At 69.5% G+C, this 26436-nt stretch carries 25 protein-coding genes; 8 read left to right on the top strand and 17 right to left on the bottom strand.

What is annotated here, in order from left to right:
* The 4 genes from HUA75_RS23675 to HUA75_RS23660 form a co-directional block, all read right to left on the bottom strand.
* Window positions 1-477: a GNAT family N-acetyltransferase gene (locus HUA75_RS23675; protein WP_254623775.1), complete on the bottom strand. Its 477-nt coding sequence runs from the start codon at window positions 475-477 to the stop codon at window positions 1-3.
* Window positions 478-482: 5 nt separating this feature from the next.
* Complete coding sequence (locus tag HUA75_RS23670) at window positions 483-1373, bottom strand: biotin-dependent carboxyltransferase family protein (RefSeq protein ID WP_254627720.1); 891 nt, start codon at window positions 1371-1373, stop codon at window positions 483-485.
* Window positions 1370-2656, bottom strand: coding sequence for a LamB/YcsF family protein (locus HUA75_RS23665; RefSeq protein WP_174487696.1), 1287 nt, complete (start codon window positions 2654-2656; stop codon window positions 1370-1372). The genes HUA75_RS23670 and HUA75_RS23665 overlap by 4 nt, the downstream gene beginning before the upstream one ends.
* 209 nt (window positions 2657-2865) lie before the next feature.
* Window positions 2866-4326 carry a c-type cytochrome gene (locus tag HUA75_RS23660; RefSeq protein WP_174487695.1) on the bottom strand — a complete coding sequence of 487 codons (1461 nt, stop codon included), beginning with the start codon at window positions 4324-4326 and terminating at the stop codon, window positions 2866-2868.
* A gap of 148 nt (window positions 4327-4474) precedes the next feature.
* Between HUA75_RS23660 and HUA75_RS23655 the strand changes: the two genes are divergently transcribed.
* Window positions 4475-5611, top strand: a complete 1137-nt coding sequence (locus HUA75_RS23655) for an aminotransferase class V-fold PLP-dependent enzyme (protein WP_174487694.1) — start codon at window positions 4475-4477, stop codon at window positions 5609-5611.
* A gap of 6 nt (window positions 5612-5617) precedes the next feature.
* Here the strand turns inward: HUA75_RS23655 and cysK are convergent, their stop codons facing one another.
* Together cysK and epsC are read right to left on the bottom strand one after the other, a co-directional pair.
* On the bottom strand, window positions 5618-6541 hold the full coding sequence (gene cysK, locus HUA75_RS23650; protein WP_141641604.1) for a cysteine synthase A: 924 nt from the start codon (window positions 6539-6541) through the stop codon (window positions 5618-5620).
* A gap of 50 nt (window positions 6542-6591) precedes the next feature.
* Window positions 6592-7437: a serine O-acetyltransferase EpsC gene (gene epsC / locus HUA75_RS23645; RefSeq protein ID WP_141641603.1), complete on the bottom strand. Its 846-nt coding sequence runs from the start codon at window positions 7435-7437 to the stop codon at window positions 6592-6594.
* Between the two features lie 304 nt (window positions 7438-7741).
* Here epsC and HUA75_RS23640 point away from each other — a divergent pair, with 304 nt between their 5' ends.
* Window positions 7742-9385 carry an AMP-binding protein gene (locus tag HUA75_RS23640; protein WP_141641602.1) on the top strand — a complete coding sequence of 548 codons (1644 nt, stop codon included), beginning with the start codon at window positions 7742-7744 and terminating at the stop codon, window positions 9383-9385.
* Here the strand turns inward: HUA75_RS23640 and HUA75_RS23635 are convergent.
* The 5 genes from HUA75_RS23635 to HUA75_RS23615 all read right to left on the bottom strand — a co-directional run bounded on the left by HUA75_RS23635 (window position 9372) and on the right by HUA75_RS23615 (window position 13206).
* The gene (locus HUA75_RS23635) at window positions 9372-9908 is read right to left on the bottom strand and encodes a TfoX/Sxy family protein (RefSeq protein ID WP_141641601.1); all 537 of its coding nucleotides are present in this window, start codon (window positions 9906-9908) and stop codon (window positions 9372-9374) included. The genes HUA75_RS23640 and HUA75_RS23635 overlap by 14 nt on opposite strands.
* 108 nt (window positions 9909-10016) lie before the next feature.
* Window positions 10017-10814: an AraC family transcriptional regulator gene (locus HUA75_RS23630; RefSeq protein ID WP_141641600.1), complete on the bottom strand. Its 798-nt coding sequence runs from the start codon at window positions 10812-10814 to the stop codon at window positions 10017-10019.
* A gap of 22 nt (window positions 10815-10836) precedes the next feature.
* Window positions 10837-11358 (bottom strand): hypothetical protein, encoded by a 522-nt coding sequence (locus tag HUA75_RS23625; RefSeq protein WP_141641599.1) that lies wholly within the window; start codon window positions 11356-11358, stop codon window positions 10837-10839.
* A gap of 63 nt (window positions 11359-11421) precedes the next feature.
* Window positions 11422-12210 (bottom strand): endonuclease/exonuclease/phosphatase family protein, encoded by a 789-nt coding sequence (locus tag HUA75_RS23620; RefSeq protein WP_141641598.1) that lies wholly within the window; start codon window positions 12208-12210, stop codon window positions 11422-11424.
* A 51-nt stretch (window positions 12211-12261) separates the two neighbouring features.
* Window positions 12262-13206: a LysR family transcriptional regulator gene (locus tag HUA75_RS23615; protein ID WP_141641597.1), complete on the bottom strand. Its 945-nt coding sequence runs from the start codon at window positions 13204-13206 to the stop codon at window positions 12262-12264.
* Window positions 13207-13276: 70 nt separating this feature from the next.
* Here HUA75_RS23615 and HUA75_RS23610 point away from each other — a divergent pair, with 70 nt between their 5' ends.
* Complete coding sequence (locus HUA75_RS23610; protein ID WP_141641596.1) at window positions 13277-14641, top strand: MFS transporter; 1365 nt, start codon at window positions 13277-13279, stop codon at window positions 14639-14641.
* A gap of 51 nt (window positions 14642-14692) precedes the next feature.
* On the opposite strand, the gene HUA75_RS23605 is transcribed toward HUA75_RS23610, so the two are convergent.
* Window positions 14693-15163, bottom strand: coding sequence for an NUDIX hydrolase (locus HUA75_RS23605; RefSeq protein WP_141641595.1), 471 nt, complete (start codon window positions 15161-15163; stop codon window positions 14693-14695).
* Entirely contained in the window at window positions 15160-16323 is a 1164-nt protein-coding gene (locus tag HUA75_RS23600; protein WP_306440862.1) for a DUF2380 domain-containing protein, read from the bottom strand. The genes HUA75_RS23605 and HUA75_RS23600 overlap by 4 nt, the downstream gene beginning before the upstream one ends.
* A 770-nt stretch (window positions 16324-17093) precedes the next feature.
* Here HUA75_RS23600 and HUA75_RS23595 point away from each other — a divergent pair.
* Together HUA75_RS23595 and HUA75_RS23590 are read left to right on the top strand one after the other, a co-directional pair.
* Complete coding sequence (locus tag HUA75_RS23595) at window positions 17094-17801, top strand: DUF2339 domain-containing protein (RefSeq protein WP_174462810.1); 708 nt, start codon at window positions 17094-17096, stop codon at window positions 17799-17801.
* Between the two features lies 1 nt (window position 17802).
* A complete protein-coding gene (locus HUA75_RS23590; protein ID WP_141641592.1) occupies window positions 17803-18477 on the top strand; it encodes a hypothetical protein in 675 nt (224 codons plus the stop codon).
* Here the strand turns inward: HUA75_RS23590 and HUA75_RS23585 are convergent.
* Both HUA75_RS23585 and HUA75_RS23580 read right to left on the bottom strand, forming a co-directional pair.
* Window positions 18461-19474: a serine/threonine-protein kinase gene (locus HUA75_RS23585; protein WP_217446243.1), complete on the bottom strand. Its 1014-nt coding sequence runs from the start codon at window positions 19472-19474 to the stop codon at window positions 18461-18463. The genes HUA75_RS23590 and HUA75_RS23585 overlap by 17 nt on opposite strands.
* Before the next feature lie 87 nt (window positions 19475-19561).
* On the bottom strand, window positions 19562-20713 hold the full coding sequence (locus tag HUA75_RS23580; protein WP_141641590.1) for a hypothetical protein: 1152 nt from the start codon (window positions 20711-20713) through the stop codon (window positions 19562-19564).
* A 271-nt stretch (window positions 20714-20984) separates the two neighbouring features.
* Here HUA75_RS23580 and HUA75_RS23575 point away from each other — a divergent pair, with 271 nt between their 5' ends.
* Window positions 20985-21455: a YqaA family protein gene (locus tag HUA75_RS23575; RefSeq protein ID WP_141641589.1), complete on the top strand. Its 471-nt coding sequence runs from the start codon at window positions 20985-20987 to the stop codon at window positions 21453-21455.
* A 159-nt stretch (window positions 21456-21614) separates the two neighbouring features.
* Entirely contained in the window at window positions 21615-23327 is a 1713-nt protein-coding gene (locus HUA75_RS23570) for a lamin tail domain-containing protein (RefSeq protein WP_246137050.1), read from the top strand.
* Window positions 23328-23388: 61 nt separating this feature from the next.
* Here the strand turns inward: HUA75_RS23570 and HUA75_RS23565 are convergent, their stop codons facing one another.
* Window positions 23389-24567, bottom strand: coding sequence for an AI-2E family transporter (locus tag HUA75_RS23565; RefSeq protein WP_141641588.1), 1179 nt, complete (start codon window positions 24565-24567; stop codon window positions 23389-23391).
* Between the two features lie 120 nt (window positions 24568-24687).
* Between HUA75_RS23565 and HUA75_RS23560 the strand changes: the two genes are divergently transcribed.
* Window positions 24688-25104: a DoxX family protein gene (locus HUA75_RS23560; RefSeq protein WP_141641587.1), complete on the top strand. Its 417-nt coding sequence runs from the start codon at window positions 24688-24690 to the stop codon at window positions 25102-25104.
* A 4-nt stretch (window positions 25105-25108) separates the two neighbouring features.
* On the opposite strand, the gene HUA75_RS23555 is transcribed toward HUA75_RS23560, so the two are convergent.
* On the bottom strand, window positions 25109-26356 hold the full coding sequence (locus HUA75_RS23555) for a threonine/serine exporter ThrE family protein (RefSeq protein WP_141641586.1): 1248 nt from the start codon (window positions 26354-26356) through the stop codon (window positions 25109-25111).
* Window positions 26357-26436 lie beyond the last annotated feature (80 nt).

Below are 26436 nucleotides of genomic sequence, written 5' to 3'. Positions count from 1 at the left end.
TCAGGGGTGGAGTCGCTCGTAGCGGCCTTCGGTGACGCGGTGGAAGCCGAGTGACTCCGCGAGCCGGATGGCGCCGAGGTTGCCGGGCTGGGTGAGGGCGAACAGCCTCTTCAGGCCGAGCGATTGGAAGCCGAACTCGAGCAGGGCCCGCGACGCCTCGCGTGCGTAGCCGTGACCCCAGAAGGCCGGGTCGAGCTCGCAGCCGTATTCCGCGGAGGTGTCCTCGGGCGCTTGCTTGCGCACGCCGCAGGTGCCGATGACGCGGCTGTCCAGGGTGATGGCGAGCTGGTACTTCGCCCGGGGGACTTCTTGCGCCCAGCCACACAGCATGGCGACGAAGGCGCGTACGTCCTCCTGGGTCGGTGGCGGCTGGCGGTAGTGCTCCAGGTACGCGGGCTTGGAGTGGTAGGCGAAGACGCTCGGGGTGTCTTCGCGCTGGAAGTCCCGGAGGACGAGCCGTTCGGTGCGCAGCTCCATGCGGTTCACCCTGCTCGGGCTCCGCCACGAAAGCGCCGCAGGTGCTGTCGCCAGGCCTCGCGTGCTTCGTCTGGATTGACGGCGTGGAACTCGACGGTGGCTCCGGGGCGCCGTGCTCCGAGCCGACCCCAGTCCGCGCGGATGACGGTGGCGATGAGTGGATAACCGCCCGTGGTGGGGTGGTCCGGCCCGAGGATGATGGGCTCACCCGACAGCGTCACCTGGATGGCGCCGCGCACCATGGGCCGCGACGTGCTCGCGCCCTCATCGCCATGCGCCAGCGCGGGACCCTGCAGGCGCATCCCCACGCGGTCGCTCGCGCTCGACACGGTGAAGGTGCTGCCCAGCAGCGAGGCCGCCATCAGCGCGTCGAAGCTCTCCGTGTCCGGTCCGAGCATCAGCCGGATGGGTGCCGTGTCATCCCAGATGCCTTCCGCGTCCACCTGCTCCGAGGGCCCTCGCGGCGCTCCCACGGGAAGCGAATCCCCGGGGCGCAGCACGCGCCCTTCGTGTCCACCCAGTCGCGCCACCAGCAGCGTGCCGCGCCCACCCAGCACCTCCGGCACGTCCAGTCCACCGTCCACCGCGACGTAGCGGATGCTGGCGTGCTCCGGGGCGGGCACGCGGAGGCTCTCCCCGTCGGACACCACCTGTGCGCTTCTCCCATCCACCGAGACGCGCAAGGGCCTGCCTCGCGCGCGCAGCTCCAGGGACCCCAGGCACTCCAGCGCCGCCGCGTCCCAGGCGTTGCCCACGGCGCGGTTGGCCAGCGCCAGCAGCTCCGGCACCAGCGCGCCACCGGGTGGGACGCCATGGTGCATCTGCCCCGGCCGCCCGCCGTCCTGCACCGTGGCGGGCCCTCCCATCCCCACGATTTCCAGCCAGCCCGCCATCATCCCACCCGCTCGAAGCGCACCCGGTCACCGAGTTGCAACACCGCGCCCCGGTCCGGGTGGAAGGCCGTGAAGTCCAGCGCCGTGCCAATCAGGTTCCAGCCCCCCGGTGACGCGAAGGGATACACGCCCGTGCGTCCTCCCGCGATGCCCACCGCGAGCGCCGGCACGCGCATGCGCGGAGTGGGAAGGCGCGGCACGACGATGCGGGGGTCCAACTCGCCCAGGTACGCGAAGCCCGGGAGGAAGCCCACGCAGCGCACCGAGTACTCGCGCGCCGCATGGAGCCGGGCCACCTCGTCCACGGACAGGCCCGCGCGCGTGGCGACCTTCTCCAAATCGGGCCCGTCGTAACGCACGCGCAACGTGATGAGCGTCTGCTCCGGCGGGGCCACCGTCTCGCGCAGCAGTCGCGCCAGCGCCAGGCGGGGTTCATCGGGAGGCGCGGAGGGGTCGAAGTACACGCAGGCGTGTTCCTCGGTGACGACGGCGTCCACCACACCGGGCAGGGCCCGCAGCACCTCGCGCGCCGCCCGCCGCTCCAGGCTGTCGGGCAGCGTCAGCCGCAGCGCGCCGTCTCCCAGCGGCTCCACGTGGAGCGACAGCGCGTCCAGCGTGGCGCGCACCTCGCGGGCCAGCTCCACCGCCCCGGGCGTGTCGCCATGCACGCACACCGTGTCGACGGTGTCCTGGGTCGCCAGCCGCACGGTGTTCTCCCGCACCTTCGCAGCCTCCGTGAGCACCGCGCCCGGTTGCCCCCGGGGAATCAGCGAGCCATCCGGAAGCGTGCCCCGGTCCGCGAAGCCCTCGCGTGCATGGGCCAGCCCCGCGTTCCTCGCCGCGTCTCGCAGCGAGCCCTCGGCGGGAGCGATGAGGGTGACGCCCGTGCCGAGCGCCTCGACGATTCCCTCCACCACCGCGCGCGCCAGCACGGGCGAGGTGTTGGCCGCGTGGTACAGCGCGCCGTGAAGCTTGGCGTAGACGACAGGCACCCGCTGCTCCTGCGCCAGCCTGGAGAGGCGCGCGCACTGGCTCGCCACCTGTCCGTGCAGGACGTCCGGTGTCACGTCGAGCGCTCTCCGTCCGAAGCCTTCGCGGTCCTCGTAGGACGGATGCGCGCACACCCGGGTGCCATGGCGCGCGCACAGCTCCAGCGCTCGGCGCATGGAGGCGTCGTCTCCGGCGTGTCCACCACAGGCGATGTTGGCCACCTGGGCGAGCGCATAGAGCCGCGCGTCCTCGTCGGGCAGCTCACCCAGGTCGATGTTGAGGAGGCACTCCGTCATGCGTCCACGCTATGCGAGCCGCGTCCCGGACGCAGCCTTCTCCCCACGGGGCGGAAGGCTTGGAAGATTACACGCACCACCCCGGGGCAGGGGCCGGTTGGCACCGGGGTGGCACGTGCCCCGGCGTGTCGAAGGACACCCCGAGGAACTTCCACCCCAGATACGTGGGGGCTCCCTTTCTCCGGTCATTTCCCGCGAATTTCAGCGGGTCAGTGGGAGACGGGAGGCAGGGTCGCGGGGCCTCCGGATTTCACCCAGCGGACGAGCGCCAGCGCGGTCGGTACGTCGAGCAGCTCCGCGTAGGTGGGCATCGTCGTCCCCGGCTGGAACTGCTCCGGGTTGCGCACCCAGCGCACCAGTTCCGCGTCGCCTCGTCGGGAGGCGCGCGCGATCCGGTCATGGTAGCGGGCCCCCGGCGCATGACAGCCCGCGCAACCCAGTTGCGTGAAGAGCTTGGGCGCATCCACCCGGGCCGGCACGACTCGGGGCTTGCGCGGCGCGGGCGTGGCGACCTTCGGTGGCGCCGATGCGGAGGCACTGCTGCTCGGCGCCGCCGTGGCTCCAGTGGTCGCGACGTTTGTTGGTGCCGAGGTGGCCTCGGCCGGAGTCACAACGCCGTGTCCGCTCGTTGGAGCGGGCGCGTGGGCGACCTCGCCCGTCGGTGCGGCCTCCTCGGGCGCTTCCACTTCACGGACGTCTTCGGTCAACGAGACTGGCGCTACCCATTCCGGGCGGGGCGTCGTGGCGGTGAGTCGGGGCCGTGCTCCGTCCACGGCGTTCTTCCGAGGCGGCATCGAGCGCAGATAGTCATAGAGGGCCTGGGCCTCCTCCTCATCCATGCCGCGAAAGCGGGGCATGGGCGAGCGCAGCGCGGAGCCATCCGGCGCAATCCCATCCCGCACCGCGCGCATGAAGTCCGCCCGCGTCCAGTGGGCGAGCCCCGTCTCATGGAAGGTGATGTTGCTGGAGTGGACCTCCTGGCCCTCCGGGTCCTTGAAGGACATTCCTCCCGAGAAGACGTCATCGCCCTGCGTCTTGTCCGGACTGAAGCCCGGCGTGTGACAGGAGGCGCAGTCGTAGACGTCCTGGGCCATGTACCGGCCGTACTCCAGCGTGGGGCCCTTGGGCGGCACGGGGATGCCGACGACGGGCCGCTGCACCGGCTCGTTGCCGGTGATGACGCGGAAGCCCAGTCCGCCAATGAAGCTGAAGTCGGAGCGCGGCGCGGGAGTCGCGTCCGGCGTGAAGAGCGGATGCCCCGAACGCATGAAGCCCAGCACCGCCGCCAGGTCCTTGTCCCCCATGCCATAGCTGGGCATCACCATCAGCCGTCCGTCTCGACTCACCGCGTAGCGGATGACGCGCGCCAGCTCCTCGTCCGTCGCCGCGCCGATGCCCGCCGTGGGGTGCGCGGTGAGGTTGGACGAGTGGAAGTCGCCCATGTACGACGGCAGCTCGTGCAGCGGCGCGCCGGAGGCCGTCTCCGCGTCACCGCTCCGGTGACACGCCTCGCAGCTCGCATGGAAGATGACCGCCCCGCGCGCGAGCGCCGCTGGAGAGGTGTCCGCGCGAATGGGCGGATAGGGGGCCTTGACGGTGCCGGCACAGCCCGCCAACAGGAGGCCCAGCAGCAACGTGCTCCTCACGGAACCGCGAACCTCGCGACGCATGCACTGCGCTCCCCGCTGATGAGGGCCGGAGGTATAGCCCATCCGCTCACCGTCAGGGGAGGGGGCCCCTGATGGCGGGTGAACGCGGGCACGCCTCCCCGCACACGTCGTCCGCCTGACTGGGAAGCGGGTGGCTAGACTCGGACGCATGACGCGCTCCCTCGAGTCCTACCGCGCCCTCTTCCCGGTGCTGCAAGAGCAGCTCTACTTCAACCATGCCGGAGTCGCGCCCACCAGCCTGCGCGCCGCCGAGGCCGTGCGCGAGTGGATGGACGACCTCGTCTACCATGGCATCCGCCACGAGCGAGGCTGGGAGGCCCACTGCGAGCGCATCCGCGCGTTGGCGGCGCGCCTGCTCCATGCCGAGCCCGGCGAGGTGGCCTTTGTGCGCAACACCAGCCACGGCCTGGGTCTGGTGGCGGAGGGCCTGGACTGGAAGCCGGGGGACGAGGTGGCCGTGGCCACGTCGCTGGAGTACCCCTCCAACGTCTACCCGTGGCTGCACCTGAAGGACCGAGGCGTCGCGGTGCGCGAAATCCAGGTGCCCTCCGGAGGTGTCACCCCCGAAGCGGTGGAGCAGGCCCTGACGCCGCGCACGCGGCTGGTGGCGGTGTCCTCCGTGCAGTTCGCCACGGGGCACCGAACGGACCTGGAGGCGGTGGGCCGGGTGTGTGAGCGCGCGGGCGTCCTCTTCTGCGTGGACGGCATCCAGAGCGTCGGCTGTGTGCCGGTGGACGTGAAGAAGTGTCGCATCCACTTCCTGAGCGCGGACAGTCACAAGTGGATGCTCGGCATCTCCGGCATTGGCCTGTTGTACGTGGCGAAGGAGGTGCTGCCCCGGCTGCGTCCGGTGCTGGTGGGCTGGCGCAGCACCACCGATGCGTGGAACTTCAACCGCACCCACTTCGAGCTGCGCGCCGACGCGGGCAAGTTCGAGGAGGGCAGCGCCGCGTACCCGGGCCTCTACGCGCTGGGCGCCGCGCTGGAGCTGTTGCAGGAGGTGGGCGTGGAGAACATCGAGGCGCGCATCCGCGAGCTGCTCGCGTATCTGGAGAAGGGCCTGCTCGCGCTGGGCTGCGAGGTGGGGCCCGCGCCGGAGCATCGCGCGGGCATCCTCACCTTCCTGCCGCCCGGGGCGCAGGCGCGGGCGCTCGGGGCGTATCTGTCCGAGCACCACGTCGCCCACTCCGTGCGCCGGGGGCGCATCCGCCTGTCCCCGCACTTCTACAACCTGCCGGAGGAGATGGACCGGCTGGTGGAATTGGTGCGGGGATACGGCGGCTGACGGCGCTCAGCCCTGGGGCGAGAAGAGCGTGTCGATGGACAGGTAGCGCTCGCCGGTGTCGTAGCAGAAGCACAGCACGCGGCTGCCATCCGACATCTCACCCAGCTTCTGGTTCACCGCGGACAGCGCGGCGCCGGAGGAGACGCCCACGAAGATGCCCTCCTCGCGCGCGGAGCGGCGGGTGAACTCGAAGGCGTCTTCCTCGGTGACCTGCACGGTGCCGTCCAGCACCTCGGTGTGGAGGTTCTTCGGGATGAAGCCCGCTCCGATGCCCTGGATGGGGTGGGGGCCGGGCTGGCCGCCGCTGATGACGGGCGACTTGGTGGGCTCCACCGCGAGGACCTTCAGCTTGGGCCAGTGCTGCTTGAGCACCTCGGCGCAGCCGGTGATGTGGCCGCCGGTGCCCACGCCGGTAATCAGGTAGTCCAACCCGTCCGGGAAGTCCTTGAGGATTTCCTGGGCGGTGGTGCGCTTGTGCACCTCGATGTTGGCCTCGTTCTCGAACTGCTGGGGCATCCACGAGTCGGGCACCTGGGAGAGCAGTTCGTTGGCGCGGGCGATGGCGCCCTTCATTCCCTGGGCGCGCGGGGTGAGCTCGAACGTCGCGCCATAGGCGGCCATCAGGCGGCGGCGCTCGACGCTCATCGACTCCGGCATGACGAGCACCAGCTTGTAGCCCTTCACCGCGGCGACCATGGCCAGACCGATGCCGGTGTTGCCGCTGGTGGGCTCGATGATGACGCTGTTCTTCTTGAGGATGCCGCGCTTCTCCGCGTCCTCAATCATGGAGAGGGCGATGCGGTCCTTGATGCTGCCGCCCGGATTGGCGCGCTCCAGCTTCATATGGACCGTGACGCGCGACGGGAACAGCCGGTTGATGCGTACGTGCGGCGTGTTGCCGATGGTCTCGAGGATGTTGTTGACCTTCATGTCGGGCCTCGTCGGGGGCTGCGCGGGGTAGGTGCTTCGCAAAGGCGTCATCAAATGTGGAACTCGATGGCGTCCAGCACGCCGTCGGCTCCACGGGGACGAATCTCGCTGCGTCGGGTGACGACGGAACCCGGAGGGATGCTCTGCGTGAGCCACGCGTTGCCGGCGATGATGCTGCCGTGGCCCACCACCGTCTCCCCTCCGAGGATGGTGGCGTTGGCGTACACCACCACGTCGTCCTCAATCGTGGGGTGGCGCTTCTTGTCCGCCAGGGCCTTCTCCACCATGAGGGCGCCCAGCGTGACGCCCTGGTAGAGCTTCACGTTGTCGCCGATGAGCGTCGTCTCACCGATGACGACGCCGGTGCCGTGGTCGATGACGAACCGCCGGCCAATGGTGGCGCCGGGGTGGATGTCCACGCCGGTGCGCTGGTGGGCGAACTCGGTGAGCAGCCGTGGCAGGAGCGGTAAGCCGAGCATGTGCAGCGCATTGGCCACGCGGAAGATGGCGATGGCCTGGAAGCCCGGGTACGTGAGGATGACCTCGTCCACGGAGCGGGCGGCGGGGTCCGCGTCGAAGATGGCCTGCGAGTCCTGACGGAGCCAGTCGTAGAGCTCCGGCAGCCGTTCCATGAAGCGCGCGGGGATGCTGGCGTTGATGTCCGGGTAGAGGGGCGCGAGCGTCTCGCGCAGCCGGTGGAGGCTGGCCTCCACGGTGGTGACGTCCCGGCGGACAGCGGCGGCGGTACACTCCAGGCGCTCCGCGAAGTGAGGGAACAGCAGCCCGAGGACCTGTGCGACGAACTCGGGGGCCGCCCGGCGCACGTCCGGGGGGAAGCAGTGGCGCTGTCGGGCTTCCAGCAGTGCCGCGACCAGCCTGGCGTTGGAATCATCCATGAACCCCTCCATTTAATGCGGTGCGTGGTGGGGCCGCACCACCTGAATCCCTGGATGGCTCGGAAGTTCGGGTGAGTGTGGGACAAGTGGACAGCGGGGGATGCCCAGGGGCTGCCCTGGCTGGCGCCGGCCGGGGGGGGCCCGAGGGCGCGGGGAGTGGCCTCCGGTGACCCAACGGGGGGCCTGAAGGGAACAGCATCCACCGGGTCGCCCGGGTTTAGGACCGCTTGTCGGGCGGGCGCTCCACAGCGGACTCGCCCCAGGGGCGCTTGCTCGACCTTCTTGACGGCGTGACGATGGGTGCATGAGCCAGGCTCCCTCGTATGTCCATGGCACCAGTGCCACGCCGCTCCTCGGTGAGACCCTCGGGCAGAACCTGCGAAGAACGGTGGAGCGCCATGGGGACCGCGAGGCGCTGGTCGTCGTCTCGCAGGGGTATCGGGCCACGTACCGCGAGTTGTGGGAAACCACCACGCAGGTGGCGAAGGGCCTGCTGGCGATGGGCGTGGAGAAGGGGGACCGCGTGGGCCTCTGGTCTCCCAATCGTTTCGAGTGGGTGGTGACGCAGTACGCGGCGGCGCGCATTGGCGCCATCCTGGTGAACCTCAACCCGGCCTATCGCACGGCGGAGCTGGAGTACTCGCTCAACCAGTCGGGCACCAGCGTGCTGCTGTTGGCGCGGGGTTTCCGCCAGACGGACTACCGGGCGATGCTGGAGGAGGTCCGCCCCCGCTGTCCTCAGCTCCGCGTGGCGCTGGTGCTGGACGACGACTGGCAACTGTTGCTCTCCAACGCGAAGCACGTGAGCGAGCACACGCTGGAGGACCGCGAGGCGTCGCTCCAGTTCGACGACCCCATCAACATCCAGTACACGTCCGGGACGACGGGCTTCCCCAAGGGCGCCACGCTGTCGCACCACAACGTGCTGAACAACGGGTACTTCATCGGCGAGGCGCTGCGCTACGGGCCGGAGGACAGGGTGTGCATCCCCGTGCCCTTCTATCACTGCTTCGGAATGGTGATTGGGAACCTGGCCTGCACGTCGCATGGCTCGACGATGGTGATTCCGGGCGAGGCGTTCGACCCGCTGGCGGTGCTCCAGGCGGTGCAACTGGAACGCTGCACGTCGCTGTACGGCGTGCCGACGATGTTCATCGCGGAGCTGGACCACCCGCGCTTCGGTGAGTTCGATTTGACGACGCTGCGCACCGGCGTCATGGCGGGCTCACCGTGTCCGGTGGAGGTGATGAAGCAGGTGCAATCGCGGATGAACATGCGCGAGGTGACCATCTGCTACGGGATGACGGAGACGTCTCCGGTGTCCACGCAGAGCTCGCTGGATGACCCGTTCGACAAGCGGGTGTCCACGGTGGGGCGCGTGCATCCGCACCTGGAGGTGAAGGTCATCAACGCGGAGACGGGGGCGGTGGTGCCTCGCGGGGCGGCGGGAGAGCTGTGCACGCGGGGCTACAGCGTCATGCTGGGGTACTGGGCGAACGAGGAGGCCACGGCGAAGGCGGTGGACGCGGCGGGGTGGATGCACACCGGCGACCTGGCGACGATGGACGTGGATGGCTACGTGCGGATTGTCGGGCGCATCAAGGACCTCATCATCCGGGGCGGGGAGAACATTTCTCCGCGCGAGGTGGAGGAGTTCCTGCACACGCACCCGGGCGTGAGCGAGGCGCAGGTCATCGGTGTGCCGAGCGCGAAGTACGGCGAGGAGGTGATGGCCTGGGTGAAGCCGAAGCCGGGCGTGACGCTCACGCCCGAGGAGCTGAGGAAGCACTGCACGGGCCGCATCGCCACGTTCAAGGTGCCGCGCTTCTGGAAGCTGGTGGACGCGTTCCCGATGACGGTGACGGGCAAGGTGCAGAAGTTCCGGATGCGGGAGGTCTCCGTGGCCGAGCTGGGCCTGGAGTCGGCCTCGTCCATCAAGACCGCTTGAGGCGGGGGCTCTTGCGCGCGGTCTTCTTGGCGACGGCGGGCTTTTTCGGGGGCGTCGACCTCGTCGAGAGGGACTTCGGCTTCGGCTTGCTTGGGGCCGGGGTCTTCTTCGCGGGGGCCTGTTTCTTTGGCGCTTTCTTCTCGGCAGGGGCCTTCTTCGCTGCCGCGGCGGGCTTCTTCTTCGGAGCCTTCTTCAGCGCGGCCCTCGCCGCCGCGTCGACGGCACGGCGAGCCCAGGGCAGCAGCTCATAGGCGTCATCGCTCGCGTCGGCGGGCGGCGTCCAGTAGCCCAGCGCCACCGTCTTCCCGCCGCCCTCGAAGATGAAGGGGCGGCAGCCGGCGGCCTGGAAGTCGGGCCTGGTGACATCGTCGACCTTCAGGAAGAGCTGTCCGTCTCCAATGAGGCCGAACATCCGCCCTCCGAAGTACAGGCCCCACCCGCCGAACATCCGCCGAGCCTGGACCGGTCCGAGCTTCTCCAGCAACTCCACCACGTACTCCACGAAGCTGTCCGTCCGAGCCACGCTGCTCCTCCTTCGCACCACGTCCCGATGAAACGCTGGAGGGATAACATCCCCGCGCGTCTTGTCGTAGGGCATCGAAAGGGGGAGCGTAGCGGAGGTGACGCGCGCTCAGCCGCGCCCGCGTGCAAGCGCCGAGGGCGTGCACCCGAACTCCTGCCGGAACGCGCTGGTGAAGTGACTGTGCGAGGAGAAGCCCACTCCGAGCGCGACGTCCGTGAGGCGGCCTGATGCCTCCTCCAACTCGAACAGCGCGGCGCGCAGCCTCACGCGGGTGAGGTGTCGATGCAGCGTCTCCCCTGTCACCGCGTGAAAGACGCGACTGGCGTGGAAGGGGGATGCGTGGACCTTTGAAGCGAGCGCCTCCAGCGTCAGCCGCTCCGCGAAGCGCGTGGCCACCTGGTGTTGCAACTCCTCCGTGAGTTGACGCCACGCGGGCGTGACGGAGGCTGCTCGCGTCCGCTCGGGCACGGCGTCCCGAACGAAGCGATGGACCAGGGCCAGCGCGACTTCCTCTCGCGCCAGCGGGTCCGTGTCCCGCAAGAGCTTGAAGTGCAGGCGTGCCACCTCCGCGGAGACCTGGAGGACCTGGGCTCGAACGTGCGGGCCCAGCTCCTCCGCCAGCGCGCCACGCAGGAGCAGCAGTGTGCTGCGCTGTGGCTGCTCCCCGGTCGAGGCCATCCAGTACTCGTCACCCGGAACCTGCAGCGCGGCGGTCGTCGGGTCCACCACGCTCCGTTGCCGACCGAGGGTCCGCACATGCATCCCCGCGCGCAGCAGGTCCAGCTCGACGTAGTGCGCCTGCTCCAGCGTCCGAGCCTGGCGCGCTCCGGGACACGTCCACTCGCCCACGAAGAGTTCGTTTCCCTCGACGAGCGGGCGCATCGGACTGGGGAGGTCCCAGCTCATTCTCTCGCCCGCGCGGTCATGCTCAAGGACTCGAGGCGGGAAGCAATTCCGGTGGAATGGGATGCGCCGCGTCTTCCGACTGCCACACCACGCTCGTCACCCACCAGCGCGCGCCGTCGAAGTAGAGCTGGAGGTAATTGACGCCCCGCGAGAGCGAGCCTTCTCCGGGGCCCGTCCGCGTCTCGTAGGTCGAAGCCACATGCGCGATGTTGCCGTACCGGCGCGTGACGCGATTGATTTCCCATTCGCGAAACCCGGCGCGGACGAGTGGCTCCGTGGCCTCCACGAAGCCCTGGTGGTCCCAGATGGAGACCTTCTGGCCAATCGACACGAAGTGAATCCATGGGCTGTAGAGCGTCCTGTCGCGTGCCCACTGCCGGGGTGCGTCGGGGGCGAGGTTCACCACTTCGTAGAAGGCCTTCATCACCCCATCGATGGAGGCCACGTCCTCGGGGCGGGCGGGAATCGTCTCCACGGGGACGGAAGGCGGCGCATGGGCGCATGCGGTCAGGGCGAGCAGCAGGCTGAGGAGGGTGGTTCGCATGGACATACCATCGGAGTCCTCCCGGGGCTGGCGCTATCAGGATCTTGCGCGGACGACCGCGTGTCAGCGGAACGTGGCCACCAACGGGTTGTGGTCGGACGTGTCGCCCACGTCGATGACCTCCGCGGACACCAGTCGCTCCACCATGCGCGGTGACGCGAAGACGTAGTCGGTGCGGTAGTCGATGGTGACGCCACCCCGGTTGCGCCGCGCCGTCACCCACTTCGTGGACCCGGCCCGCGTCGGCAGCGTGTCCACCCAGCCGAAGTCCTCCACGTCGTCGATGACGTCGAAGCGCGGCGGGTGTCCGTACTTGTCCGTCCCCGCGCGACGCAGCCTGTCCTCCAGGTCCACCGGGTACGGGTCCCTGCGCGACAGCGAGTTGAGGTCTCCGGCGAGCAGGTACTGCCCGTCCCGGAACTTCGCCGGGTCGATGAGCGAGCGCAGGTAGCGCGCCTCCACGTAGCGGAGCCTCTCGTGGTGCGCGTCGAAGTGCGTGCCGAACAGCGTCACCGGTCCGTTGGCCTCCAGCTCGCACTCGACGATGCAGTGGCCCAGGAAGTGGCGGTCATTGTGGATGCGCAGCGAGCGCAGGGGAGGGCGGCTCACCACCGCGACGTGGTAGCTGCGCCCACTGGGGCGCGAGCGGGACTGACCCAGCACCACGTGCGCGTCGTCCTGCGGCACGTCCAGTGCCTCGGCCACCCGACGCAGGCGCCCGCCGTCTTCCCAGCCCAGGCACTCCTGGAGCACCAGCACGTCCGGTGAGGCCCGGGAGAGGAAGGTGGCGATGTCGTCGAACCGCTCCTCGCCTCCCTGCAACACGTTGAACGTCATCACCTTCAGCGACATGCGACAGCCCTCTCACCCGTGGGCTCCCGTCATCCGCCCACGCGCGACAGGCTACCGCACCCGCTGCCCCGAGGGCGCTCCTCCACGCCTGCCCGCTCCCCAGGGCTCCGGCATCGCGCGCACGCTCTCCACGATGAAGGACTTGAGCTCGCGCGCCGCCGCCGTGAGGTAGCCCTCGCCCCGGTGGACCAGCGCCACCTGTCGCTTCAGGCCGCTCTTCGCCAGCGGCACCACGTCGAAGCCGCGCGCCGCGTGGTCCCTGGCCATCAGCTCTGGCACCAGCGCGATGCCCAGTCCGCGCTCCACCATGCGCCGCATCGCCTCCGCGTTGTCCGTCTCCATCGCGACCTTCGGTGTCACCCCGCGCGCCTCGCACTCCGCCTCCAGCGCGCGCGTGCCGCTCATGCTGGGGATGACCACCCACGTCTCTTCCACCACGTCTCCGAGCGTCACCGGCCGGCTGCTCTTCGTGAGTCGGTGTCCGCGCGGCACCGCCAGCATCAGCACTTCCTCCCACAGCTTCTGCGACACCAGGTCCGCCCGTCGCACGGGCAGCGACAGGATGGCCAGGTCCAGCGCGCCACGGGCCACGCCTTCCTCCAGCGTCGACGCCATGGCCTCGCTGAGCCGGGGACGCACGTCCGGAAACCGCTGCGCGAAGGCCGGGATGATGTCCGGCAGCAGGTACGCTCCCACGGTGTGCAGCGTGCCGAGCGACACCGGCCCGCGAGGGGTGTTCGACAGCCGCTCCAGCTCGGAGGTACCCGCCGCCAGGGCATCGAGCGCGCGCCGTGCGTGGGGCAGGAACCGCTCTCCCGCGTCCGTCAGCACGGCGCCCCCGGGCGTGCGGACGAGCAGGCGAGTGCCCAGCGCCGCCTCCAGCGACTGGAGCTGGCGGGACAGCCCGGACTGGGACAGCCCCAACCGTTTGGCGGCCCTGGAGAGGCGGCCTTCCTGGGCCACGCGGAGGAATGCCTGGAGCTGTTCGTGGGTCATGCGGATTCCGCATGAAGTCTATGCGGAAGTTGCGATTTCCGCATGGGGAGCCCCCGGTTACACGTGTGCCATGGATGGAAGCGGCTTGACGGTGGAGCCGGTGTCTTCCGCACGGCCTGGAGCGGCGCGGCGGATGGCCACTGGCGCGGTGCTGCTGGCCCTGGTGGTCAGTGCCTTCGAGGGCACGGTGGTGACCAGCGCCATGCCCACCATCACCCGGGAGCTGGGCGGACAGCACCTCTACTCGTGGGTCTTCTCCGCGTTCCTCTTCGCGTCCACCGTGGGCGTGCTCATCTCCGGGAAGCTGGCGGACCGGCTGGGACGCAAGCCCGTCTTCTTCGCCGGCATGGGGTTGTTTCTTGTCGGCTCCGCGCTGTGCGGGCTCGCCCATTCGGTGGAGGGGCTCATCGCCTTCCGCGTGTTGCAGGGGTTGGGCGCGGGCGCGCTTCAGCCCACCACGCTCACCATCAGCGCGGACCTCTACACGCTGCGCGAGCGCGCCGCCGTTCAGGGGCTCTTCACCGGTGCTTGGGGTGCGGGAAACGCGGTGGGGCCGCTCATCGGTGGATGGCTGGTGATGCACGCCTCGTGGCGCTGGGTGTTCCTGGTCAACGTGCCAGTGGGCCTGTTCGCCGCGCTGCTGCTGTACCTCTCCTATCGAGACCCGCCGCGTCGCACGGACGTGAAGCTGGACCGCTGGGGGCCGGTGCTCGCGGGTTCGTCGGCGGCGATGCTCCTGTTCTCGCTGGAGCCGGGTCACGCGGAGCTGCGCTGGCTGTGCCTGCTGGGCGCGGTGGTGGGGGCCGCGGCGCTGGTGTTCCAGCAGCGTCGGTCGGAGGCGCCGCTCTTGCCGATGGAGCTGGTGAAGGACCGCACCGTGCTCAGTGGCGTGGCGGGAGGCATCGCGGGCGGGGCGTTGCTCTACAGCATGGCCGCGTGGGTGCCGCTGTGGATGACGGAGCAGGGCGGCCAGACGCCCATCGTCGCGGGGCTGACGCTCCTGCCGATGTTGCTGGGCTGGTCGGTGGGCTCCACGTTTGGCGTGAAGCTGCTGGTGCGCGGAGGCATGCGCTTGAGCGCGGGCGTGGGCTTCGCGGTGGCCGCGACGGGGGCGGGGCTCCTGGCGCTCACCGCCGCGTATGACTGGGGCACGCTCCCGGCGCTCGTCTCGCTCGCGGTGCTCGGCATGGGATTGGGGCCGGCGGCGAGCACGTCGCTCATCGGCCCGCAGTCACGCGCGCCGTGGCACCACCGGGGCATCGTGACCAGCAGTCTCTATGCGACGCGGTTGCTGGGAGGCTCACTGACGGTGGCCGCGCTGGCGCTCGCCCGAGGCCACTTCGCGCTCCAGTTCGCCATCGCGGGTGCGCTCGCGGGAACGGTGGCGCTGCTGCTGGCCGTGGTCGCCCCCGGCAAGATGGCCAGCGAGCCCTGAGTTCACCTGATAGGGCGGTCGAAAATCCGGAGCAGGACGCGCTGGTTCCGCTCAGGCTTCGTCGTCCGGCAGCAGCGCCCGGAGAAGCTCGTCGTCAGGGCCGAGCGGGCGCCAGCTCGCGGGGGGCGGATTCGCGCGGAGCGCGACAATCACCTGTCGAGTGCGCTCCGAATAGGCTTCTGGAGTGGAGCCCGACCAGAGGCCAAGCGCCTTGGCGACCTGGAAGCGGGTCACATCATCAAGTTCGGCTGGCCACCCGTTGGGAAGGCCTGCTGCCAACTCCCGCGCGAGCAAGTCTCGAACAAGTCGTGTGACTTGCTTCCGTCGTTCCGCTTCAGTGCGCAACCCGGTCAACACCTGCACCCCTGCGACGTCATCCTTGCCAAGCTCTTCGGCCAGGGCGTACAGCGGGACAGCAGGACGTGCATCCGCGAAGGCGGTCAGCGAGTCGAAGCCACGCTCGCGGACCCGTTCATAGAGGCGGGCCTTCCAATCCCCCTGCCATGAACGTCCGTCGGTCATCGGCTGCGCCCCTTGGTGAACTTCATCGGAATGTCGTAGAGCCTCATGTTCTCCGCGACGATGCTCAGCACCTCATTGCGCGTCAACTTCTGCCCTGCCGACAACTCCGCATCATTCAGGGTGCGCATGATCCTCCTGTTCCATTCGTCGGGCCATATGCGCCCCAGCTTCCAGTTCCCCCCGCCGTGAATCGCCTCGTGGTGGGCCCGTTCCAGTCGAACACAGAACTGGTCGATGTCCAGGTCACCCTTGAAGCCGCGCTGCTCGAACCACTCGCGATGCTCCTTGGGCATGACGTGGTGCTTCGGAGCCTCGGACATGCCCGCTCCCGCTCTGCCCGTCACCTGCATGCCGCGCACCTCGGGACTGTCCCCCAGCGCGTCGCGCACACCCTTGGGTAGGCCTTGGTGGGCCTGCGCCATCATGACCTGACCGCCGTGGATGCGGACGGCCGCGCTCACTGCCGGAACGGAGATGACGCCCGCCTGCACGAGCCTTCGCATCATCTCCACCCACTCAGCGGAGACGACGATTCGCGAGCCCGCCATGACTCCCCCCGAACTCATCGTGAGGCCCACGCCGAGCGTCGCAGGTGTGGCCGGGGGCAGCCGTGGCAGCGACATCTTCAGCGAGGAGATCAGGGTGACCATCTCCAACACCTGCATGGCCACCAGGACCTTGCCTCCATCCTCTATGGCCGACAGTCCATCCGAACGAAGCGTGTTGAACTCCCGGGTCAATGTCCCCATCAGTTCGGGCATCCCGAGGGCCGCCGCCTCGACACGGTCAGGGTCCTGGGAGGCGAGGTCCGCCAGCGCGGTCTCCATCAAGCCCCGAACGCGGTTGAGGTCCACGAACTGCTTCTCGATGCCGCACATGAAACACTCTCGGAGCAAGGCGTCGGAGAGCTGAAGGAAGTCGCCCCAGGTTGCCAGCAGCAGCGTCCCGAACATCGCGGCCTGGAGCTTGGGCCCCGTCATGCGAAGAATCCCCAGCTCCATGGCCGGATCCCCCACCTCCGAGGCCACTTCCGTCAGTCCGGTCGTACTCTCGAGCGCGCCGCGAATCCACGTCGCCTGCTTGTCGCCATGATGGAGAAAGCGCGTGAACACCTCGCCGTTGATGCTCCGGCCATCGAAGCCAGGCCGACGCGTCACCATCTTGGACAACGCGGACTCGACTCCTTTCAGCGAGCCCTTCGCCTCGTTGATGGAGTCGAGGAGGGCTTGATGCGTTCGTTCAGCGCTTTGCCTTTCGCCCCCGACGGCGCCCGTGGTTGTGCCAGGTCCCGCGCGCGTCGCGTCAGCTCGTGGAGTCGCGTGTCGCCACTGTCGGGGTGTGTAGCTCAGCGTTTCGCCACGCCCGGGAACCTGCGTCACCGAGGAGCATCCCGCGGTCAGCAACGCCACGACCCAGAGCAGAGCGTCAACGCGCATCGTCCACCCGCAGGCCCATCGAGGCGAAGGCCCCCGGTCGCAACGGGACCTTCAGCGCGGGCAACAGCAGCGTGTCCCTCCCCAAGTCTTGGAAGAATTCGCAGGAGGTCTCGCCATTCGTGAATAGGACAACGCTCCCAGAGGGATGGGGCATGGGCAGGAATCTCCGAGCGCCGCGCGAGAGGGGTTCGCGCAAAGGCAGACTCAAGGTACTGCCAGCCCGTCTGGACTTGAACGACGTGGTGGGTCCAACAACCATGAAACCGAAGCGCAAGAGGGCCACCGAACTGGGGCAGACTCAGTTCAGGGAAAGAGCCGTGAGCCGGTAGCGCTCGTGCGCGCTGTGCAGCGGCCTCCCCACGGTGTGCCGCGCGCTGCACACCGTGAGCCCGCCCCACCGCGCAAACGTGCGTGATGCCGTGCGTCAGCGGTTGGCAGGTCCGATGCAATCGGAGCCTCCCCACACGCCACGGGTTGGCGGTGGAGGATTGGCGATGACGGAGATGATGGCGAAGTGGGACGTGAAGGTATTGGGTGGGCTCGGCGGCGCATTGCTGGCCCTGGCCGCGGTGTTCCTCTGGCGGGACCTCCACATGCCCGTGGAGGCGCTCCTCATTCTGGCGGCGGTCGCGACGCTGGCCCTGGGCTTCCTGGCGGTTCCTCGCGGAGGACTGCTGATCTTCCCCATCGCAGTGCTCGCCACCTCCGTGACAGGAGGCCTGTGGTACGCGGCGACGAAGCAACCCTTGTTGCTCGTGGGACTCGCGCTGACGTTCATCGCGTCCGTCATCATGTTGCCGCGCTCGCTGCGTCGCGGTGACACGCAACTGGAGCGAATCCGTGACGTGCTCGTCTGGTTCGGCCTCACCGCCGCGACCATCGCCACGTCGTGGACCTTCTACTTCCACTTCCTCACCCTGGGCGTCGCGGAGGACCACATCGCGCGTCGGCTCGTGCTCACGCTGGGCTGGCTCGTCATCGGCGTGGTGCTCGTGTTCCTGGGCCGCAAGCGGGGCGCTCCCGTGATTCGCGACGCGGGCTTCTGCTTCGTCGCCATCTCCGTGGGCAAGACGCTCCTCTATGACACCGCCCACCTCGACGGCTCCCTGCGCGTGGCGGGGCTCGCCGCGGCCGGTGCGCTGATGCTCGGCACCGCGTGGCTCTCGGCGCGGTCGACCCCGGCCACTCCCCGGAGCTCGTGACATGGGGCCCCTGCTCTCCTGGATGGGCGCGCTGTGGCTGACGCAGGCGGCGCCCGTGGCGTGCTGGTCGCATGAGGACCCGACTCCGGGCTGGAAGCGCGTGGAGCTTCCTGCGTCCGCGCCCCAACTGGCCGCGCCGGCGGACGTGGACCAGTTCCGCTCGGGCGAGCCCGTCCTCGTCCGGGTGGCCAACGTGGGGACGTACTTCGGCGGCCAGCACGTGGGCACGGGCCGCATGGCCTTCCGCTTCCAGGTGCAGCCCGGCACGACGCGCCTGGAGCTGGACTTCCTCGGCTCGTTGCGTGGCGCCAAGGTGGACGCCACCGCCTACGCGGGGCCTCGCCCCCTGCACCTGCTCGACGAGCGACGCATCCCGGGTTCAAGCCTCATGCTGGAGTGGGGCTCGGAGGAGGTGAGCGCGGTGGTGGTGGAGGTCCACTACCACCTGCGCGATCGGCCCGTGGTTCAGTCCTGGTGGGCGACCCGCCGCGTCTGGCCCGAGCGGGATGCCGCGCTCCCCGGCGAGTTCAAGGCCGCGCGCTCGCTCTACTTCTTCCACCCTGGCGGAGGCCGCGTCCTCACGCTGTGCCAGCAACCGGACCTCACCCCGCGCACGTCCCGCTGGCCCCAGTTGGGACTGCGACTCGTCACCGTCGCGCTCAAGCCGACTCCTTGAGCGCCCAGGGCCACAGCTTCGCCAGCGCGGAGCGCAGCTCACCCGCGCTGGCGTAGCGGTCCTCGGGCCGCTTCTCCAGGAGCTTCAGCACCACGCGCTCGAACGGGCCGGGCAGGCTCGGGCGCAACGTGGTCGGCGGCACCGGGGCCTGTTGCACGTGCAGGAACATCAACGGCACGGGCTCGGTGTGACGGAAGGGGAGCTGTCCCGTGCACAGCTCGTAGGCCACCACGCCCAGCGCGTACAGGTCCGTGGTGGGCGACAGCGGAGGACTGCCCATCACCTGCTCGGGCGCCATGTACTCCGGTGTTCCGAGCACCGTGCCCTGCGCCGTCGTCCCCACCACATGGGTGCTCTTGGCGAGGCCGAAGTCCATCAGCTTCAGCACGCCCGCACGGGTGATGAAGAGGTTGGCGGGCTTCACGTCCCGGTGCAGCACCCCCCGGCCATGCGCGTGCTCCAGCGCGACGGCCGCGTGCGTGAGCCAGCGCAACGTCTCCGCGAGCGTGGGCCGTCGCTCCAGCATCCGCTGGCGCAGGTCCATGCCGTCGAGGAGCTCCACGGTGAGGAAGTGCCGGTCTCCATCCAGGCCCACGTCGAAGACGCGCAGGATGTTCACGTGCTCCAGCGCCCGCGCGTGCTCCACCTCCTGACGGAAGCGCGCCACCGTCGACGGCTCCGCATGCGGTGTCGCAAGCACCTTGAGCGCCACCCGCTGGCCCTGGCGCAGGTCCTCCGCCTCGTACACCGTGGAGCTGCCTCCGGCGCCGAGCCAGCGCTCCACCCGGTAGCGCTCGCCCACGAGCTGTCCTGGCACCAGTCCGCGCACCGTCGCGGCCGGAGCAGGCGCGGGCGTGGGGATGCCTTGCAGCCACGTCCCGTGCGGTGACATGGGCGTCACCGCGCGCAGCGTCTCCGCCAGCGACACGGGAGGCGGGGGCGTCACGGGCGCGGGAGTCGGTGTCCGCGCCACCACCGCCGCGGGTTCCAGGGACATCCCTCCGAGGTACACCACGCCTCCGGAGTCTTCTTCCGTCGAGCCCACCGCGCCTCCCTCGGTGTCCGTTGGCCCCGTGCTCTTGGCTCAGGGGTCCAACAGCGAGATGTGCGACGGCGCTCCCGCGCCTTCGATGTCCAGGTGTGGCGTGGGCAGGTTGTACTCGGCGGCGGCGCTGGTGGCCTCCACCATGATGGGCCCCGCGATTTCTGGCGGCTCGCCTTTGCACAACACGTCCACCACGTGCTCCACGGTCCACTTGCCCAGCCGGTTCACGACCAGTCGATTCCCGTCGAACGTCGACGTGTCCGACAGGTCCTCGCTGGCCCCGAGCTTCACGTCCACCGAGTCGCCCAGGTAGCCCCGCGCCAGCGCCAGCACCCGGTCCACCACCGAGTTCCACGCCTGGAGATGCGTGCGGTCCTGCGCCTCGTCCATGATGTCCAGCCCCACCTGGAGCTTCTCCATGCGCTCCAGGAACTGCTGCACCAGCGGGCCTCGGATGACGCGGCCGTGCTGCGGCGCGATGATCTCCACCGCCGGCGTGAGCTTGCGGATGGTGGCCACCACGCGGGCCAGGGCGGCGTTCACCGGCATGTAGATTTGATGGAACGCGCGGATGCCCGACCAGTCGGACTCGTCCGCCCACAGGCCCTTCGCGTTGGCGTCGGTGAGGCCGCCGAACAAGTCACCCGTGAAGAGCACCCGCGTCTGCGGGTCATAGAGCATCACCGCGCCCCGGAAGTGGCAGAAGGGCGAGGGCACCGGCAACAGCTTGTGCCCGGTGGGCACGCTCAGTCCCTGCGCGAACTTCTCCGTGGGGATGAAGCGGTTGCGCGGCAGGTTCTGGTGGACGATGAGCCGCCAGGTGTCCTCCGAGCACAAGAGGCCCGCACGAGGCGCATACCGCGCGGAGATGATGCTCGCGGACGAGCCCACGTCCGGGTCCTGGTGGTTGATGAACAGGGCCGACAGCCGCTCCATGCCACCGATGAGCGACGTCACCTTGGTGTGGATGGTGGAGAAGTCGCTGCTGGAGCCCGGGTCGATGAGGAGGTTGAACTCCGACGCCCGCTGCGTCTTCGTGTCCGTGCCTCGGAACCGTCGGAGGTAGGGGTTGGCGTAGAAGATGTTCCCGGGCTCTCGCTTGCCCACCCAGAACGTCTCGGGGGCAATCTCCACGGGAACGATGCGGAGGTCGTTGCTCAGGCCCGGGGCGGGGAGGTCGCTGCTGCTCATGACGCGGAGGTCCTTCGCGGTGGAGTGAGGTCCCCCGGCCCATAGCAAGGGGTGCGCCGCGGCCCGTGTCCCCTCGGCATGCGTGGCGTGGGCGCTCGTCGCGCGCAAGGTCTGCGCACCGCGGCATGCCCGCGCAGTTCATGCGGGGGGGCCGCGAGCCTCGTGGTGCATCGAGCGCTCGCACGCGAGGTGGGAGCAGGCGGCTTCGAGGTTTTCGCGCGTCCGCTTCCAGGCGCGTGGCACACTGCTGGGGCCGCTCGCACCCACCACCATGCCCGACGCAGCCATTCTCTCCACCTGGGGGCTCCCAGGTCTCTTCCTCGTCGCGATGCTGGCGGGTTCCGTGGTGCCGGTGCCGTCCGAGGCGCTGCTCGCCGCGCTCATCTATGGCGGCACGCCGCCGATGCTGGCCACGGCCGTGGCGACCGTGGGCAACGTGCTGGGCGCGCTGTCGCTCTACGTGCTGGGTCTGTGGGTGGCGCGCGGCGGAGGCGGTCCGCTGGGTCGCTGGTATGCACGGCGGCGCGCCAGCGAGGGCCCGCGCATGCAGAAGGTCGAAGCGCGGCTTCGCACCTGGGGCGCGCCCGCGTTGGTGATGTCGTGGGTCCCCATCATCGGTGACGCGTTCGTCATCGCCGGAGGCGTGGTGGGCGTGAAGCCCCTGCCTTTCGTCGTGTTCGTCACGCTGGGCAAGGGCCTGCGCTACGTGTTCGTCGCCCTGTCCACTGCCGCATCCCTGTAGGGCGATGCCGCGTCATGTTTCAATCGTGTTTCACGCGCCTTCCTTGCGCGACATCCGGATAAGTTGAGGCTGTGGATTTGGGTGCGGATTGCCTGGACCACCCGTTCAGCAGTCGTTGCCGACCTCAACAGCTCCCGTCTGGGAGCAGGACCGGACTTCGTGCGAAACAACCTCGCCGTACCAACGCGTGTGCTGTCGTCGTGGCGCCAATGGCTCGTGGCGCTCTTCCTGGGACTCGCAGCTTGCGGTGGCGAGGGCGTGGAGCCCACCACCGGGGAGTCCTCGCTCGGTGAGCGCCAGGACTCGCTGGCCAACGTGCGCATCCGGCTCATGGCGGCGAACATCTCCAGTGGCAACGGGCAGGACTATGACCCGGGCCACGGCATCCGCATCTTCCAGGGCACGGACGCCGACATCGTGATGATTCAGGAGTTCAACTACCTGACGGACTCCGCCGCGGACATCCGGAGCTTCGTGAACACGGCGTTCGGCGCGGGCTTCTCGTACTACCGCGAGGCCGGCGCGCAGATTCCCAACGGCATCATCAGCCGCTACCCCATCATCGCCTCGGGCGAGTGGGATGACCCGCAGGTCACCAACCGCGACTTCGCCTGGGCGCGCATCGACATCCCGGGGCCCAGGGACTTGTGGGCGGTGAGCGTGCACCTGCTGACGTCGAACGCCAGCACGCGCAACACGGAGGCGGCCAGCCTGGTCAGCCGCATCCAGGCCAACATCCCCACGGGGGACTACCTGGTCATCGGCGGCGACTTCAACACCAGCAGCCGCTCCGAGGCGAGCTTCAGCACCTTCTCGCAGGTGGTCTCCACGGCCAGCCCCTACCCGGCGGACCGCAATGGCAACACCAACACCAACGCGGGCCGCAACAGCCCCTATGACCACGTGCTGGTGGACAGTGATTTGCGGCAGTACCAGACGTCGGTCGTCATCGGGAGCAGCTCGTTCGCCAACGGCCTCGTCGTGGACACGCGGGTGTACTCGCCCATCGGCGACCTGTCCCCCGCGCTCGCGGGCGACAGCGGCGCGACCGGCATGCAGCACATGGGCATCATCAAGGACTTCCTCGTTCCCGGGGACGCGGTGGCGTCCAGCGTGACGGTGACGTCGCCCAACGGTGGTGAGAGCTGGACGACGAGCAGCGCGCGGACGATTGCGTGGACGTCGTCGAACGTGACGAACGTGCGGGTGGAGTACACGCTGAACGGCAGCACCTGGACGACGCTGTCGTCGAGCACGCCCGCCTCGGCGGGGAGCCTGTCGTGGACGCTGCCGGCCACCGCGAGCACCACCGCGCGGGTGCGCGTGACGGACACGTCCGACGCCAGCATCACGGATACCAGCAATGCGACGTTCTCGATTACCACGGGCGGCGGTGGCGGCACGGGCACCCTCATCATCAACGAGGTGCTGGTGAACGAGGCCGGCTCCGATGTGAATGGCGAGTTCGTGGAGCTGGTGAACACGGGCACGGCGGCGCTGAGCGTGGCGGGGTGGACGGTGTCCGACTCCGCCAGCGTGCGGCACACGTTCCCCAGCGGCACCTCGGTGCCCGCGGGCGGCGTGCTGGTGGTGTTCGGCGGCGCGGCGGGAATCCCCTCGGGCACGCCGGGTGCGGTGGCCGCGACCACGGGCACGCTGGGCCTGTCGAACAGCGGTGACACCGTGACGGTGAAGAACGCGTCCGGCACGGTGGTGGACACGGCGACGTTGTCTTCCTCCATGGCGGGCACCGACGGCGTCTCCGCGAACCGCAGCCCGGACGTGGGCTCGAGCGCGACGTTCGTGCTGCACACCAGCCTGTCCAGCCTGTCGACCTCGCCGGGTCGGCGCGCGAGCGGCGCGTCGTTCTGATGTAACCCTGGCACCGCGCTCCTGGCTCCTGCTTCAGGCGGGAGGCAGGGGCGCGGGTGCCTCAGTGACTTTCGCGGACCGTCGACGTGAGCGCGCCTTCCGGGCTCGAGGTCTTCGTCGACAGTGCAGCGTCTGGACCGCGCCCATCGCTGGGGCCGGGCGTCGTCGGGCTGTCGGGGCCTGGGTGGTTGCGGCCGTAGTCGCGCTCGTGGATGCGGACCAGGGCCAGGAAGAAGGCGACGATGAGCGGGCCCAGCAGCAGGCCCACCGTGCCGAACGCCGCCAGGCCGCCGAGCAGCGAGAAGAAGACGATGGCCCCGTGCTGGTGCATGCCGCGCTTGGCGAGCAGCGGCTTGACGATGTTGTCCACCAGGCCCACCACCACCGTGCCCCAGATGGCCAGGAACAGCGCGGCCCAAGGGTGTCCGCTGAAGAACATCAACGCCGCGGCCACCAGCACGACGAGGGCGGCGCCCACGGCGGGGATGAGCGCCAGGAAGAAGGCGACGCCCGCGAAGAACAGGGGCGCGGGCACTCCCGCGAGCAGGAAGCCGATGAGCGCCGCGAAGGCCTGCACGCCCGCGGTGGCGAGCGACGACAGCAGCACCGCGCCCGACACGCTGCGGAACTCGCGCATGATTTCCAGCGTCTCGCCGCGCCTGAGCGGGGACACGCTCTCTATCCACTGCACCAGCTCTCGCCCATCCGTGAGGAGGAAGAAGAGGGCGATGAGCATCATCACCGTCTGGAAGGCGATGGAGCCCGTGGCCGCCACCGCTCCCGTCACCGCGCGCGCGGCCGTTCCGCCCTGGCTGCTCACCTGCTCCTGGAGCTTCTCGTCCAGTTGCGCTTCCTCCAGGGGGAGCCGCTCCATCAGGCGCTCCACGCCCTTGCGGACCGGCCCCGGCAGCTTCTGCACCAGGCCTTCCACGCCCTCCTGCTGCACCGTCTTGGTGACGAACTGCGCACCCGACGACACCTCGGCGACCACGAAGGCCGTGAGCCCTCCCAGGGGCAGCAGCAGCGCGAGGACGACCATCGTACAGATGAGTCCGGCGGAGATGTTCTTGCGCCCGCGCAGCTTGCGCGTCAGCCGGCTGTGGATGCCGTAGAGCGCTCCGGCCAGCACCGCGGCCAGGAAGATGCCCTTGGCGAAGGGCTGGATGACCAGCGCCAGCAGCACGATGGACAGCAGGATGAGACCGGTGAAGACGCGCCGGGCGGTCTGCTCGGATGCCATACCCGTGAAGTTAGGGCGGGTTCCCCAGGAGGGAAGGGGGGAGCGGCCCCCATGGCTGCCCGCCCGGTCTCCAGCGGAGAAGACTTGGGCCCGGGCCCCAGGCGGCTAGAGTGCCGCGCCATGCCGGCTTTCGAATCGACTCAGTTCACCGCGTGGCTGCTCCAGGCGCTGTGCTCCGCCTTCCTCGCCATCCTGTTCCTCCAGTCCGGGCTCGACAAGGTCATCGACTGGAAGGGCAACCTGGGTTGGCTCACCGGTCACTTCGCCAAGAGCCCCCTGCGGGGTGTCGTCCCCTTGATGCTCGGTGTCATCACCCTGATGGAGCTGGCCGCGGGCGCGCTCAGTGCCGCCGGACTGGTGGCGCTCGTCGCCACGGGCAGCGCGACCCTGGCCTTCTGGGGCGCGCTGGTGTCCGCCGTGTCGCTGGTGGGCCTGTTCTTCGGTCAGCGCATGGCCAAGGACTACGCGGGCGCGGGCGGGCTGGTGCCGTACTTCCTGCTGTCGCTCGCGGCCATCTACTTCACGCGCCTGGGCTGAGGCTTCACAGCACCTTGCGTGGCGGGACGAGCGCGTTGGCGGACAAGAGGCCCGCCACCAGCGCCACGGCCACCATCAGCATGTTGAAGGCCGTGTCGACTCCCGCCACCACGTCCCGCTCCAGCAGCGAGGACAGGCTGCGGAAGCCCACGCTGCCGGGCACGAGCAACATCAGTCCCGGCACGACGATGGTGACGGAGGGCTTGTTCCTCAGTCGCGCCAGCGCGTTGCCGCCGATGCCCAGGAGCAGCGCGCCCACGAAGGCGCCGAGCTGCGGCCCCAGGAACTCCGAGCCCAGTCGCGCGCCGGTGAAGGCGAAGGTGCCCGCGGCGGCAATCCAGCCCCAGTCGCGAGGGCGCGCGCGGAACAGCACACCAATGGCCACGCCCGCCACGGCCAGGGCCGCGGCCTGCGTCCATGCGGGCAGCGCGGCGACCGTCGGCGCGACAGGTGGTGGAAGCAGCTCGGACAGTCGGCTGCCCAGCGCGACACCGAAGCCGAGCTGGAGGAACACCACCGCCGCGCCCGTGAGTCGCGAGGTGCCGGAGATGAGGTGGCGCGTGGCCAGCTCGTTGAGGGCCACCGTCAGCGTCAGGCCGGGCAAGAGGACGATGAGCCCCGCCAGCGTGGCGATCTGAATCGATAGCGGGCCGATGACGCTCGCGGCGAGCACGGCGAGCGCCGAGGAGAGGATGGCGGCGACTGGCTCCAGCACTCGCGCGGTGGAGGGCTGTCGCTGCGTCACCACGCTCAACAGGCCGATGAGCAGGCTGCTCACCGTCGCCACCGCCATCTCCTTCAGCCCACCGCCGAAGAGTCGAGCGCCAGCCCCGCCGGCCAGTGCCCAGCAGAGGACCTGGAGCACCGGCCCGAAGCGCTGCGGACGCGCGAGGATGGCCTCCACGCGCAGGGCGCCCTCGGCGGGCGTGAGGCGTGCCTGGATGACGTCGTCGGCGAGCACGTCCAGCAGGGTGAGCCGCTCCAGGTCCATGTCCCCGGGCTCCACGCGGATGAGGCTGGTGCGCAGCGCTTCCGGAGGCCCGAAGGACGCGAAGAGGGACGTGGGGGTGGAGAAGAAGCGGCCCTCCAGGCCCAGCCGCTCCGACACGCGCTGCATCAGCCCCTCCAGCCGGTGCGCGGGGGTGCCGTAGCGGTGCAGCGCTTCGGCCAGTCGCAGCGTGAAGGCGACGGAAGGCCCCGGGGGCGGCGGGAAATGTTGAAGCGAAGCGGCGATTTCGGGAGGGACGGCCACGGCGGCGCAATGGCAGAGGCGCCCGGGTGGAGTCAAATGGCGGTGCCGTGACGTGCGCCTGTCCGCTGCCTCTCCCTCGG

The sequence above is a fragment of the Myxococcus sp. CA040A genome (genome assembly GCF_013336725.1).
Classification (GTDB): Bacteria; Myxococcota; Myxococcia; order Myxococcales; family Myxococcaceae; genus Myxococcus; species Myxococcus llanfairpwllgwyngyllgogerychwyrndrobwllllantysiliogogogochensis.
Note: the sequence above shows the minus strand (reverse complement) of the source record. Positions and strands in the feature narration are given on the sequence as shown.